At 68.5% G+C, this 12,587-nt stretch carries 12 protein-coding genes; 3 read left to right on the forward strand and 9 right to left on the reverse strand.

The window, feature by feature from the left end:
- Positions 1 to 296: 296 nt before the first annotated feature.
- The 3 genes from ACSP50_RS05620 to ACSP50_RS05630 form a co-directional block, all read right to left on the reverse strand.
- A complete protein-coding gene (locus tag ACSP50_RS05620) occupies positions 297 to 1,094 on the reverse strand; it encodes a serine protease (RefSeq protein ID WP_231956871.1) in 798 nt (265 codons plus the stop codon).
- Between the two features lie 258 nt (positions 1,095 to 1,352).
- The gene (locus tag ACSP50_RS05625) at positions 1,353 to 1,571 is read right to left on the reverse strand and encodes a DUF397 domain-containing protein (RefSeq protein WP_014688190.1); all 219 of its coding nucleotides are present in this window, start codon (positions 1,569 to 1,571) and stop codon (positions 1,353 to 1,355) included.
- A gap of 41 nt (positions 1,572 to 1,612) precedes the next feature.
- On the reverse strand, positions 1,613 to 2,461 hold the full coding sequence (locus tag ACSP50_RS05630; protein ID WP_014688191.1) for a helix-turn-helix transcriptional regulator: 849 nt from the start codon (positions 2,459 to 2,461) through the stop codon (positions 1,613 to 1,615).
- Positions 2,462 to 2,711: 250 nt separating this feature from the next.
- Here ACSP50_RS05630 and ACSP50_RS05635 point away from each other — a divergent pair, with 250 nt between their 5' ends.
- Genes ACSP50_RS05635 through ACSP50_RS05645 form a run of 3 tightly spaced genes read left to right on the forward strand, consistent with a single transcriptional unit; the run spans position 2,712 to position 5,594 of the window.
- Positions 2,712 to 3,353, forward strand: coding sequence for a GPP34 family phosphoprotein (locus ACSP50_RS05635; protein WP_014688192.1), 642 nt, complete (start codon positions 2,712 to 2,714; stop codon positions 3,351 to 3,353).
- On the forward strand, positions 3,350 to 4,954 hold the full coding sequence (locus ACSP50_RS05640) for an APC family permease (protein WP_014688193.1): 1,605 nt from the start codon (positions 3,350 to 3,352) through the stop codon (positions 4,952 to 4,954). Before ACSP50_RS05635 ends, ACSP50_RS05640 begins: the two co-directional genes overlap by 4 nt.
- Positions 4,955 to 4,979: 25 nt before the next feature.
- Positions 4,980 to 5,594 (forward strand): GNAT family N-acetyltransferase, encoded by a 615-nt coding sequence (locus ACSP50_RS05645; protein ID WP_014688194.1) that lies wholly within the window; start codon positions 4,980 to 4,982, stop codon positions 5,592 to 5,594.
- 3 nt (positions 5,595 to 5,597) lie between these two features.
- Here the strand turns inward: ACSP50_RS05645 and ACSP50_RS05650 are convergent, their stop codons facing one another.
- The 6 genes from ACSP50_RS05650 to ACSP50_RS05675 form a co-directional block, all read right to left on the reverse strand.
- Positions 5,598 to 6,185 carry a hypothetical protein gene (locus tag ACSP50_RS05650; protein WP_014688195.1) on the reverse strand — a complete coding sequence of 196 codons (588 nt, stop codon included), beginning with the start codon at positions 6,183 to 6,185 and terminating at the stop codon, positions 5,598 to 5,600.
- Positions 6,186 to 6,870: 685 nt separating this feature from the next.
- A complete protein-coding gene (locus ACSP50_RS05655) occupies positions 6,871 to 7,287 on the reverse strand; it encodes a hypothetical protein (RefSeq protein WP_014688196.1) in 417 nt (138 codons plus the stop codon).
- Between the two features lie 31 nt (positions 7,288 to 7,318).
- On the reverse strand, positions 7,319 to 7,951 hold the full coding sequence (locus ACSP50_RS05660) for a LysE family translocator (RefSeq protein WP_014688197.1): 633 nt from the start codon (positions 7,949 to 7,951) through the stop codon (positions 7,319 to 7,321).
- A 349-nt stretch (positions 7,952 to 8,300) separates the two neighbouring features.
- The gene (locus ACSP50_RS05665) at positions 8,301 to 9,428 is read right to left on the reverse strand and encodes an ALF repeat-containing protein (protein WP_231956872.1); all 1,128 of its coding nucleotides are present in this window, start codon (positions 9,426 to 9,428) and stop codon (positions 8,301 to 8,303) included.
- A gap of 70 nt (positions 9,429 to 9,498) precedes the next feature.
- Positions 9,499 to 11,781, reverse strand: coding sequence for a hypothetical protein (locus tag ACSP50_RS05670; RefSeq protein WP_014688199.1), 2,283 nt, complete (start codon positions 11,779 to 11,781; stop codon positions 9,499 to 9,501).
- Positions 11,782 to 12,079: 298 nt separating this feature from the next.
- A complete protein-coding gene (locus ACSP50_RS05675) occupies positions 12,080 to 12,508 on the reverse strand; it encodes a rhodanese-like domain-containing protein (RefSeq protein ID WP_099343703.1) in 429 nt (142 codons plus the stop codon).
- Positions 12,509 to 12,587: the final 79 nt, after the last annotated feature.

Genomic DNA, 12,587 nt, shown 5'->3' on the forward strand with positions numbered 1-12,587 from the left:
ACTGCTCACCGTTGCCGCCGGGCGGGGCGACCGGTGGCTCCTGCCCGATCCCGGTGGCCGGTCGGCGCGCGGCTCCGGTGCTGACGGCGTACCGGGAATCGGTGCGGTGCGGTGCGGTGCGGTGCGGTGCGCAGGAGCATCGGCCGGCTGACGGCGTACCGGCAAATGGCGATCCGGAATGGCGACGGCCGGGAGCGGCGGGATCACGGTGCCCGACGGCGGATCGGATCGCATCGGGGCATCTTCATGGGCCGCGTCCGGCCGGGGGACCACCGGCCGGACGCGGGTCGGGCCGCCTACGGTTTGGTCAGCAGGCAGCCGGAGATGGTCAGATCGATGGTGCGGGTACCGGTGAGGCAGGTGGTGAACCAGTACGTCTCCTCGCCGTAACTCTGCCCGAGGTATGCGTGCGTGGTGCCGTTCGCGTCGACCTCGCACGGGTTGTTCAGCGTGCACATCTCGCCGTCGTCGTTTCCGGTGTTGTTGATGCCGACGATCTGTCCGCTGGTGGCGTCGACGATCGGCGATCCGGAGGTGCCGTGAATGGTTTGGCAGGCGCTGTCGTACCGCAGCGAATCGTGCCATGTCCATTCGTCTTCGCGGAGGGTCGGCACGAAACCGTTGATCGTGCAGTTCCAGATCCGCTTCCAGTAGCTGGACGGGATGACGATGCTGGATCCGGCTGCCGGGTGGTTCGCCGAAATGGTCAGCGCGGTGGCGCCGTACCGGCTGGACAGCGTGGCGTAGGTGCTGGTCAGTCGGTACAGGGTGACGTCGGTGCCGGTCATCGTGGCGTACAGCACGCGGTCGGCGCGCACCGTGGCGACGGCCCGGCCGCTGCTGTTGAGCAGGGTGCCGGAGCGGCTGCTGGTGCGGTTCTGCAGGACGGTGCCGGACGGGATCAGGCCACCTTCGTAACAATGTCCGTTGGTGAGCATCATCGCCCGGTCGCTGCTGACCGAGGTGGGGTAGCGAACCAGCGACGCCGAGCAGTTGCTGAGCTTGATCGTGTTGGCGAGGGTGACCGCGGTGACCGCCCGGGCGGGGGTGGGTCCGGCGAGGACCGCGGTGGTGGCCGCGACTGCGGCGGCCATGACGGCGACTGCGCGACGTAGGCGCATGCGAGGGTCGTCCCTTCTTGTCAGGCGACGGAATCCCACGTCGGCCGGTCCGGCCGGTGGGTGCACGTACCCTCGCATCGGCATAGGTCTATGTCAACGGTGGTGAATGCTGACTGTTGACGACCATACAGAAAGCCGCAACACCCGGCCGGGTGTTGCGGCTTCCTTTTCAGATCATGCACCGAAGGGGTTCAGTCGAACTCTTCCATCGGTGCGAGCCTATCGGTAGGCTCACGGAGCGATATCGAACTCGCCGTCCTTGGCAGAGTCCACGAAGGCGGTCCACTCCGCCGGCGTGAACAAGAGAGCTGGGCCTGTCCGGTTCTTGCTGTCACGGACGGCGATTCCTCCTTCGTCGAGGAATGCGACCTCGACGCAGTTGTTGCCGCCGTTGCCGTTGCTACGACTGCCCTTCTTCCAGACGGCACCGTTGAGCTGGTGCGCGAGCAACTCGTGCACCTCCCTCCAATATGAGATTGATTCGGGAGTCGTCAGGCGACGAGCAGACTCTCGATCATCTTTATGGTGGTGCGATGGTCGAGCGCCCTGGTGCTCAATCGCTCGAACTCCTGCCTGTACCGGGCAACCTCAGTCGGCTGCTCCTCGTAGTAGTCTCCCGCAATGCCTTCGAGGTAGACAACATCCAAATGGGTGGTATCCCGGTATTCCAAAAGGGTGACGGCGCCGCCCAGGAACGGATGTTCACCGGATCCGAACGGCAAGATCTGCAATGAGACATTCGGCAATTTAGCTATTTCTATCAAATGGTCGAGTTGTGCCCGCATCACGTCTTCGCCGCCGATCACGCGGCGCACCACCGATTCGTCGACGATCGCAGCCAGCTCCAGCGGGTGGTCGCCGTGCAGCCGGCTCTGGCGCGTCAATCGCAGCGAGATGCGCCTGTCGATGCGCTGGGGCGGGTCGGCTGATCGACCGGTACTGATCAGAGCGCGCATGTACGCCTCCGTCTGCAGGAGTCCGGGAATGATGATCGGCTCCCAGCACCGCATCGACGTCGCCGCGGCCTCCATGCCGACGAAGTTGCCCGGCCGCATGATGTCCTTGTAGTCGGTCCACCAGCTGCGCTCCCGGGACGAGCGGGCCAGCTCGACCAGAGCCTCGCGGTAGGTATCGTCCTCCACCCGGTAGAGGGTCAGTAGATCTCGGACATCGCGCGGCGTCACCGCGACCCGCGCCGTCTCGATCCGGGTCACCTTCGCAGAGTGCCACTCGAAATGCCGCGACACGTCCTGCTGCGTCAAATGGGCAGCCTCGCGGCACCGCTTGAGTTCCACCCCGAGGCGGCGGCGGCGGAGTGTCGGACCCTCAATATCGGACACCTAAGACTCCCTAAAGGTGCTGAGGAGGCTGATATTACGAGCGTTCCTCATGATCGCGTAACCCCCATTCATGATCGACAATTGATGATCATCAAAGTGGGTGCTCAGCGGCGGGGCCTGAATAAGAAGTCTAGTACTTCTTGCATTGACCTTGCTGTTGGGGACATGATGCGACGGACATCGAGTTCTGTCTTGTTTGCTACATAGGCGAAATGATCATTGGAACTGGCGTCTAAGGGGCGTGGCGCAAGTGTTGGCTGACCAGTACTACCTGATCGCACACGAGGACCGCACCGGGCGGTCCAGGCTACATCCCCGTGCGACCGGCCTTGGGTTGGCCGCCGCATTACTCTCCGAACTCGTCCTGGAAGGCCGCATCGGCGTCACCGACGGCGACCTTTTCGTTCTTGATCGCCATCCGCCGGCGGACGCGCTCGAGCACGACATTCTCGATCTTCTCGTCGCCCAGCCGCAGCATCGTGACGTGCGCACCTGGCTCGCCTTTCTCTCCCAGGACGCCGGATTGCGGGTGGGTGAGCGACTGATGCGCATCGGCGCGGTCGAGCCGATCGTCCGCCGTCGCATGCTCGGCTCCCCGTCGGTCACCTACATGCCGAACTCGGCGCAGCAGCGCAACGCCGCGGCCTGGGCCTCCACCCGGCTGGCCAATCTCCTGGTCCGCGGCATGGAGCTGAGCATCGTCGACCAGATGCTGGTCAGCCTCGTCTCCGCGACCGGGTTGACCCGGCACGTCCTCTATGGTTTCGAACAGTATCCGCACGCCTTCCAGTACGTGCCGAACGTCGCGTTCGGATTGCCGAGCGACCTGCGGGAAATCGTGGAGTACACCGAGGCGTCCATCGGATCGGTGCTGACCGTGGGGCGTCGATGAGCGTCGGACGGCACCAGCTGCGGCACAACAACACCGACCAGTGGGCCGGTCGGCTCCTGACCCAGCGGAAATCGGCCGCCGAGCCGGACATCATCAGCCGGGCGCTGGCCCAGAACCGGCTCGGCACCGCCTCGGTCGTCTTCTTCGGCGTCGCCGGGGCCGCGCCGCTCACCGTGATCATCGGATCCATTTCGGCGATCTACGCGATCCAGGGCAGCACCGCGGTCCCGGTCGCCTACCTGGTGGTGGCCGGTATCCTGTCGCTGTTCACGGTCGGGTTCGTGGCCATGAGCCGGCACATCGTGAACTCCGGCGCGTTCTACTCGTACATCAGCCACGGTCTGGGCCGGGTGGTCGGCGTCGGCGCCGCATTCGTCGCCCTGCCGGCGTATTCACTGATGCAGATCGGCCTCTTCGGGCTCTTCGGCACCGCCGCGTCCGGCATCTTCGCCGAGTTCGGGCTCCAGGTGTCGTGGTACGCGTGCGCCATCGGCGCCTGGGTGCTGGTCACCGTGCTCGGCATGCTCTGGGTCGACCTCAGCGGCAAGGTGCTCGCCGCGCTGCTGGTCGCCGAGATCACCATCGTGCTGCTCTACGACCTGGTGATGGTTTCACACCCGGCCGGCGGTCACGTCAGCTTCGCGACGCTCTCCCCGGCGCCGATGCTGACACCCGTGGTCGGTTCGCTGCTGGTGCTGGCCATCGCCGGGTTCGTCGGGTTCGAGGCGACCGTCGTACTCTCCGAGGAGGCCAAGGACCCGAAGCGGACCATCGCCCGGGCCACGCACATCGCGGTCCTGCTGGCCGGCCTGCTCTGCGGCGTCTCCGCCTGGGCGATGTCGGTCACCACCGGCCCGGACCGGATCACCGCGGTGGCCGCCGAGCACCAGACCGACCTGGTGTTCCGGCTGGTCTCCCCGCACCTGCCGGTGGCCCTCGTCGACGTGGGTTACGTGCTGTTCATGACCAGCGTCTTCGCCGCGCTGCTGGCGTTCCACGCCGCTGTCGCCCGCTACCAGTTCGCCCTCGGCCGGGAGGGTGTGCTGCCGTCGGCCTGGGGTTACACCCATCCGCGCACCGGTGCCCCGCTGGTCGGCGCCATCACCCAGAGCGTGCTGGCACTCGGCGTGATCAGCATCTATGCGGTCGTCGGCCTGGAGCCCCTGCTGTACCTGTTCGCGTGGCTGACCACGATCGGCGGCCTGGGCGTGCTGATCCTGATGTGGTCGGCCTCGGCCGCGGTGATCGCGTTCTTCCAGCGCGGCCGGCGCGGGGAGAGTGTCTGGCGTGCCTACCTGGCGCCGTTCATCGCCTTCCTGCTGCTCTCCATCGTGCTGGCCGCGACCATCATCGGCTTCGGTCAGCTGCTGCAGGTGTCCAGCGGCTCCATCTTCAACTGGATCGTGCCGGTGGCCTACGCCGTCGTCGCGCTGATCGGCTTCTCCTGGGCCCTGATCATGCGCAGGACCCGGCCCGACGTGTACGCGGCGATCGGTCGTGGCGCCGAAACCCGGGTCGCCTTCCCGGCCCTCGAGACCGACTTCTCCCCGCACGTGCTGCCTCCGGCGCCGGTGGGTTCGCGTGGCTACCCCTCATGGTGAGGGTTCGACTTGAGAAAGGAATCCGATGACGTACGCCATCCAGGAATTGGTCATCCGGGATGTCACCCCGGTTGACACCGACGAGATCACCGATCTCGTCGCCGAGGCGATGCGTGACGGCCCGGTGGCGAAGTGGCTGCACGGTGACCCGGAGGTGCGCCGGCGGGAGGCTCCGCGATACTTCGAGATCTTCGTCGAGCATGCGACCCGGTACGGCGAGGTCTATGCCACCGCCGACTCGGAGACCGGCCGGCTCGACGGCGTGGCGCTGTGGTTCCCGCTCACGTCGCTGATCCCGCCGCCGGTCGACTACGAGCGCCGGCTCAAGGAGGCGGCCGGCGACGCCTTCGACCGCGCCTGCCAGCTCGACGTCACGCTGGACGAGCACCACCCGCTCGAACCGCACCACTACCTGGCGTTCCTGGCCGTCCGCCCCGACTCGCAGAACAGGGGCATCGGCAGCGCTCTGCTCGAGCGCCACCATGCCCGGCTGGACCAGGCCGGCCTCCCGGCCTACCTGGAGGCCAACGACCCGCGTAACCGTGACCTGTACCTTCGCCACGGCTACCAGATCCGTTCCGTCATCAACCTGCCCGGCGGGCCTCCGTTGTGGACGATGTGGCGGGCGCCTATGGCCTGACCCTCACGCCGCACGCGGGATGTCGACGGTATTCTCCGACGCGACTGCCGGGAAGTTGTAGAGCCAGAACGACTGCTGGTCGATCTGCTGGAACGTCATGTTGAAATTGCACAGCCGGCCGATCAGCAGCCGGAACACCCGGGACATGTGCCGCACGTCATCGTTGTAGGAGCACACGTCCAGGCCGACGAGGCCGTTCTGGGTGGCCGCGACCAGGTACATCTGTTCCGACATCTGCGCGAACGCGTCCTGGCCCTGCGCTTCCGGCTTCACCGCGACGAAGACGATGTACCAGATCCGCTTGGCGTGGTAGTGCTCCGGATAGTGCCGCTCGAAGTAGGCGGGCGCGATCAACGGGATGGCGTCCAGGTTGTTCGTGTAGCAGGAGAGCCCGGCGAGCGTGCCGTCCTCCTGCAACGCGAGGTATTTGTCGACCCTGGGGTCCCGCATCACCTCGTCGAACTCCGACCGGTACATCAGGTGCCGCTGCACCGCGAGTGAGTTGAGATCCTCGAACGCCTCGAGGTAGAGACCCCACGCGGCCTCCAGCATCTCACCGTCGGTGATCTGGTCGATGACTTTGATCAGCATGGCTGCCCCGCTTCGTCGCACTTAAGTCGATCGATGACAGTTGACCAACCATACGAAGCGCAATAGCTCCGGGACAATGCGTACCCGGGAAAACAGTGTGCCAATTCCAGAAAGGAGGGTCGTTAGACGAACGGTATGCAACTTGCATCACTGCAGGTGAGAGCCGTGCTGAGCCCGCCCAACGCCCGCCGCAATTAGTTCCGGGAAAGGTTCAGCATTCCGCGAGTCGGCCTTTTTGCGGAATGCACCGAGTACTGGACTCCGTGCGCAGAACACGGAGTGTTCGCCTATTGGCGATATGGCGGGAACCTTCGACGACGGGGCGGGGCGCGCGGCCGGACACCGCGGGCCATCCCGGCGAGGCGTCAGTCCCCCCGCCGGCCGGAGATGGCCCGCATCCATGCCCACAGGCCACCATGGTTCCGACCAGAAACTCGATCCAACCTGCTGAGCCTCCATGCCCGCGGCGGATTGCCACGTCCGGCAGGCTACTTCGCCACTGGTCCACAGGCAGCGGGCCATTGAGCGCCGCCGGCCGAAAGGCAGTGACCGCCGCCGTCCGCCGAAACACGCCGCCGAGCGCCAGCTCGCCGAATACCGCCGCACCGCTGAGCCGCCGGGGCGTTGGGCCGTCGGGGCGTTGGGCCGTCGGGGCGCCCTGCGGGTGGAGCGTCGGCGGACAGGGTCAGTGTGGGGCGGCTCGCCAGTGTCGGATCGCCGCGGTGATCGCTGAGGCCACCACTGTCGCCGCGCCGAGGCCGAGCAGCAGCAGGAGAGCGCCCGCCGCATACAGCCCGGTGGTGTCGTCGGCGGCGGCGGTGACCGTCCAGGCCGCGGTGAAGGCCAGTGGCAGCGCCACCGACACCAGCACCGGCCGCACCCCGGCGGCCATCGCCCCGGCGAAGACCGCGAGCAGGGTCAGCGCGCAGCCGATCACCTGCCAGGCTTCGTACGGCCCGCTGGTCACGCCGGTGGCCGGATCCGTCTGATACTCGTGGTCCCAGCCCATCCAGGCGAGCCAGCTGAGCGCGGAGAGGACAGCAACGGCGACCGTCCCACCGATCTGTTTCCCGACCCGACCCGTGTCCTCGTTGTCACCCATGATCAGTCCACGTTACGACCGGCGCGCAATCTCAGGCGCCGGCGGTCGCGAGCCGCAGCCCGAGCGCGACCAGCACCGCGCCGGTCGCCGCGTCCACCGCGCGACGCACCCGGGGCCGGGCCAGCACCCGTCGCAGCGCGGCGACCAGGGTGGCGACCACGGTGAACCAGCTGATCGTGACGATCACCGCCACCGACGACAGCAGCAGCACGTCGGCCGGCCGGCCGTCGATCGGGACGAACTGGGGCAGGACGGCCATGAAGAAGACCCCGCACTTGGGGTTGAAGACATTGCAGAGCACCCCGTTGCGGTACGACACCCACAACCGCACGTCCGTGTCCCGGTCGGTGGTGATCTCCGGGGCGGCACCGCCTCGGCGCGCGGCGAGCAGAGCGGTCACGCCCAGCCACAACAGGTATGCCGCGCCGGCGAGCTTGACCACGGTGAAGGCCACGGCCGACGCCTCCAGGACGGCGGCCACCCCCATCGCCGCGGCCACCGACCAGACGAACACCCCGGTGGCCACGCCGAGCCCGGCCACCACCCCGTGCCGGCGGCCGGCCACCACCGACCGGCGCACCACCACCGCGAAGTCCGGCCCGGGGGAGATCGCGGCCAGCGCGATCACTCCGGCGAATGCCGCCGCCTGTCCCGCTGAGGTCATCGCCCGCACCCTCCATGGTCCGCCCGGTGGCGGGCAGACCGCCCGCCACCGATGAACCCGACCCTGCCAGACCGCCAGGGCCACTCGCGCAAGTTTCTCGCGACCTGTGGACAACTCTCGCCATCCCGCCCGCCACCGGGTGGGCGGTGACCTGCCTGGGCAGCCCCGGCCACGACAGCCGGAAGCTGCCCGGGCCGCGCCGTGTTCGGCCCGCTGGCGACGCGGGCCCGGAGCTGCCCGGGCCGCGCCGTGTTCGGCCCGCTGGCGACGCGGGCCCGGAGTTGCCTGGACCGCGCCGTGTTCGGCCCGCTGGCGCTGCGGGCCGGGAGCTGCCCAGGCCTCGTCCTGTTCAGACCGCCGGTGACGCGCTCGGGCCGTTCGCCGGCGCGGCCGGGATCGCCTCGGCGCTGGCCTTGGCCGACTCGTACAGCGCGGTCCACTCCTGCGCCTGGTTCTGCGCCCAGGCCACCTCGTCGGTCCAGGATGCGTCGGTGTTCGCCGCGTTGCCGGCGATCGTCGGCCAGTCCTGCTGGGTGGACGCGGTCACCGCGAAGTCGTGCACCGCAGCCCAGGCCTGCGCCTGCGCCGCCGCGGCGGCGCTGTTGGCCAGCCAGGACGCCTGGGTGGCGGCCGCGGTGTCGGCCGCGGTGTTCCAGGCCAGCTTCGCCTCTTCGGCAGCCTTGGCCTTGGCCGCGTCGGACGCCGCCTCGTAGGCCTGCTGGGCGGCCTGGGCGGCGGCGATCAGCTGGTCGAGGCGGTGCCGGTAGGTCAGGTCCTGCTCCACCAGGTCCATCCGGTAGGCCTGCAGGTCGCAGTTCGCCGCGGACGCCCACGAGTACTTGAAGAACTCGGCGATGTCGTTGTCGGTGCCCTTCTGGATCGCCCGCTGCGCGGCCGCCCGCACCCAGGCGCCGGAGCCGTGCGCGGCGATGTCGGTCACGTAGTCACGGTCCTGCTGGGCCTGCAGTTTGGCCTGCTCCACCGGGGAGTGCTTGGCGTCCAGGTCCTGCGCCTCCTTGAGCCCGGTCCGCACGTAGCGGTCCTTCTCGGCCAGGGTGCCGTAGGAGGCCCGTTGCGCGGTCAGGTGCACGATCGGCGAGGTCTTGTCGGTGGTGGTCGCGATGGCGCGCGAGATCACCAGGTTGTTGCGGGAGGCGTCGGTGGTGGCCCGGGCGCGGGCCTTCTCGTAGCCGCCGCCGCTGCTCAGGAAGTCGGTCACCGCGGTGGGCACGTCGCTGACCAGCGCCGACCAGGCCGCGCTCTGCACCTCCCAGCGGGGGTCGTTGTCGGCCAGGCGGCGGACCAGCGTGCGGTAACGGTCGGTGGGGTTGGACGGCCCGGCGGCCAGCAGCGGGCCGGCCCCGAGCGGTGCGGCCGAGGCCGGCTGTGCCGTCACCGGCAGGCCGATCAGCAGGGCGGAGGCGGTGACGAGCGCCAGGGGGCGCAGGTTGCGGTGCATGAGATTCCCCGTGTTCATCGGTGGAGCGTGGACGCGGGCAGCGGGCCCGGACCGTGGGTGGTCCGGACCCGCCGGGGACCCGCGGGGATTACTGGGTGATGCGGATGTCGTCGAGGAAGCCGCGGTACGCGCCGGTGCCGGGCGCCTGGTCGTACCCGAAGTCGATCTGCACGATCCGCTTGCCGTTGGCGACCGAGCCGATCGGCACGGTCACCTGGGTCCAGGTGTCGAGCGGCAGCTTGGCGCACTGCTTGGCCGGGTGGAAGATGTTGCCGCGGTTGTCCTTGACGTCGGTGTCCCGCAGGCTGATCGTCGAGCCGTCGATCCTGTCCTGCAGGATCAGGTCGATCGCCACGCACGTGCTGTTGTTCCCGACCACCGTGCTCCACTTCTTGGAGCTCTGCGGATAGATCCAGTACGACAGCTGGGTCGTCGACGACACGTAGGTGTCGTTGAGCGCGTACGCCTTGAGATAGGCGTACGACGCGTCGGTGCCGTTGTCCTTGCCGGAGTAGAGCACGACGCCGGTCCCGGTGCGGCCGTAGTCCGTGCCCTCCTTGAACTCGGGGCCGGTGACGCTGGAGACGACCGGGCCGACGTTCCACGTGTTGCCGCCCGGCTTGACCGTGTCCAGCGAGTTGACCCAGGTCGGGTGGGTGTCGGTGGGCTCGGCGGAGGTGACGAACTTGGGCGCGCTCTCCAGGTCGGTGAGCTTCAGGTTGTCGATGTAGCCCCGGTAGCCGCCGGTGTTGGCGGCCTGGTCGTAGCCGACGTTGACACGCAGGATGGTCCGGCCGGCCGCGACCGCGCCGAGGTCGACCACGACGGTGTTCCAGGCGTCGAGCTTGAGCTTGCCGCACTGCCCGCCCGGGTGGATCGAGTTGCCGCGCTGGTCCTTGGCGCCGGAGTCACGCAGGTCGGGGTGGTCGGCGAAGATGATGTCGACCGCCACGCAGGTGCTGTTGATGCCGCTCACGTTCGGGTCGCCGGCGCTGCTCAGCGGGTAGATCTGGTACGACAGCTTGGTCGTCGGCCGGACCTTGACGTTGCTCAGCGAGTAGAGCGCGTTGTAGCTGTACGACGAGGTGGCGCTGTTGTCCTTGCCGGAGTAGAGCAGGAACTTGGTTCCGTCCGAGAACGACCGGACCCCGAGCTCCGCCTTGGTCAGGCCGGCGATGACACCGCCGATGTTCGTCGCGCCACCGCCGTTGGTGTCGACCGTGTCCTGCCAGTTGGGCCGGGGGTCGGTGGTCTCGAATCCGGAGGTGAAGTCCAGCCGGCGGTCCTTGGCGCGCGCCTCGTCCTGGCCCTTGAGCAGGAAGGTCTGCAGGGCGACCAGGGTGTTGGCGGCCAGTGCCGCCTGGGCCGCGGCGAGCAGGTTCGGCGAGAAGCCGTCGTGCTCGGCGGCGTCGCGGATCGGGATGACCCGGGCGTGGTAGCCGTCGCGTTCGATGACCGCGGCGGCGTCCTCGTCGCGCTTGTTGGCGGCGGCGCCGCCGGTGAAGATGAAGTCGCTGAGCGCCTTGTCGAGCTGGTCGTCGGGGGCGTTCAGGGCGACCTGGGAGGCCAGGGAGACCTCGGAGCCCTTGGCGTTGTTGTGGACGAACAGCACGAACTGCCGGTTCGGCGCGTTGACCAGCTCGTCGGTCACCTGCAGCAGCAGGAGCTGCAGCAGCGACTTCTTGGCGTCGGCGAGCTGCTTGGCGCGCAGCTGCGCGGCGAGCTGCTCGTCCGCCTTCGCGATCGCGTCGCGCATGTCCTGATCGGCGGCGGCGGCCGCGCCGGTGTTCAGGAAGGTGTCCCAGTCGGTCTGGGTGGTGCCGTCGGCGATCGCGGCCTGGGCGGTGGTCCAGACGTGGGTGCCGGCGGTGACCCGCTGCCAGACCGCGAAGATGAAGTCGCGGTCGTTCTTCTCGATCAGCGCGGTGTCGGACGAGTCGAGCCCGACGGTCACCGCGACCGAGCGCCGGCGGGCCTGCGCGGCCGTCTCGGCGATCTTGGCCTGGGCGTCGTCGTTGGCCGCCACGAAGATGCCGGTGACGATGAAGGTGTACGCCGCGCGCGGGTCGGACGACAGGTAGCTGCGCAGCGCCTCGGCCTTGACGTACGGCCCGGCCTCGGCGCGCTGGTAGAGGGCGAAGACGAAGCCCTGGTCGTTGAGGACGAGCAGGTCGACGCCCGGGTTGACGCCGATCGCGCCGGCGGCCTTGACCTTGTCCTCGTCGGTGGCGAGGTTCGTCGGGTCGGTGACCGAGGCGGCGGCCGCGGCCGGCGCGGCGGGTGCCGCCGTGGCGGGCGCGGCCGGTGCGACCAATATTCCGACAGCCAGGCCGGCTGCGAGCAGCCCAGCCTGCAGCTTTCTTGCAGACATACTTCCCCCGTGACTGGTGCCACCCGCGGAACACACGCGGGCCGTACGACCCGCGATGGCGAGTGGCCATCGAAGTGACGCTACATAGTGGTCATGCGTATCGGCGATTGTCGACCCCCGGGTCCGATTTGAGCGATCACGGCATGGTCATCGTCGTCACAAGATGACGACGAGGTGTCTTGAGGGCGACGATCCGCGCGATGGGGATACGTGGATGCATCGATCTCTGGTAAGACTGAGCGTGATCGTGGGGGCGATCAAGGGCTGACGCCCCCACCCCGGTTCCGGTCCGCGGGTCTCAGCAGCCGCAGGTCGCGCCGGCCGGAGCCGCGAGCTCATCGGCGGGCCGGGACCATTCGCCCTTCTCGTCCCGCACCGGGAAACCCTCCCGGACCCAGTACTCGTAGCCGCCGATCATCTCCTTCACCGCATACCCGAGCCTGGCGAACTCCAGCGCCGCCCGGGTCGCCCCGTTGCACCCCGGCCCCCAGCAGTAGGTGACCACCGTGCTCCCGGCCGGAACCAGCTCCGCCGCCAGCGCCGCGATCCGCCCGGTCGGCAGGTGCACCGCGGCCGGGATGTGCCCCTGCCGCCACGCCTCGTCACTGCGCGAGTCGACCACCACCAGCCCAGCGATGCCGTCCCTCAGGTCGGCGTGCACGTCGCTGACATCGGTCTCGAAAGCCAGCCGGCGGGAGAAGTGCGCGATCGCATCGGTGTTCGTCATGCCGTTGATCGTGCCGTCGCCACCCCGCCGACCCCAGTGGCGCTGATGCCATCCACCGCTAAGATCGCGCCATGCCTCC

The sequence above is a fragment of the Actinoplanes sp. SE50/110 genome (genome assembly GCF_900119315.1).
GTDB lineage: Bacteria > Actinomycetota > Actinomycetes > Mycobacteriales > Micromonosporaceae > Actinoplanes.

Bases quoted from the DNA above. Each gene is read 5' to 3' on its own strand.
- ACSP50_RS05640 (WP_014688193.1), top strand. From the start codon at position 3,350: ATGAGCGTCGGACGGCACCAGCTGCGGCACAACAACACCGACCAGTGG.
- ACSP50_RS05620 (WP_231956871.1), bottom strand. From the start codon at position 1,094: ATGGCCGCCGCAGTCGCGGCCACCACCGCGGTCCTCGCCGGACCCACC.
- ACSP50_RS05660 (WP_014688197.1), bottom strand. From the start codon at position 7,951: ATGACCTCAGCGGGACAGGCGGCGGCATTCGCCGGAGTGATCGCGCTG.
- ACSP50_RS05675 (WP_099343703.1), bottom strand. From the start codon at position 12,508: ATGACGAACACCGATGCGATCGCGCACTTCTCCCGCCGGCTGGCTTTC.
- ACSP50_RS05670 (WP_014688199.1), bottom strand. From the start codon at position 11,781: ATGTCTGCAAGAAAGCTGCAGGCTGGGCTGCTCGCAGCCGGCCTGGCT.
- ACSP50_RS05655 (WP_014688196.1), bottom strand. From the start codon at position 7,287: ATGGGTGACAACGAGGACACGGGTCGGGTCGGGAAACAGATCGGTGGG.
- ACSP50_RS05645 (WP_014688194.1), top strand. From the start codon at position 4,980: ATGACGTACGCCATCCAGGAATTGGTCATCCGGGATGTCACCCCGGTT.
- ACSP50_RS05665 (WP_231956872.1), bottom strand. From the start codon at position 9,428: ATGAACACGGGGAATCTCATGCACCGCAACCTGCGCCCCCTGGCGCTC.
- ACSP50_RS05650 (WP_014688195.1), bottom strand. From the start codon at position 6,185: ATGCTGATCAAAGTCATCGACCAGATCACCGACGGTGAGATGCTGGAG.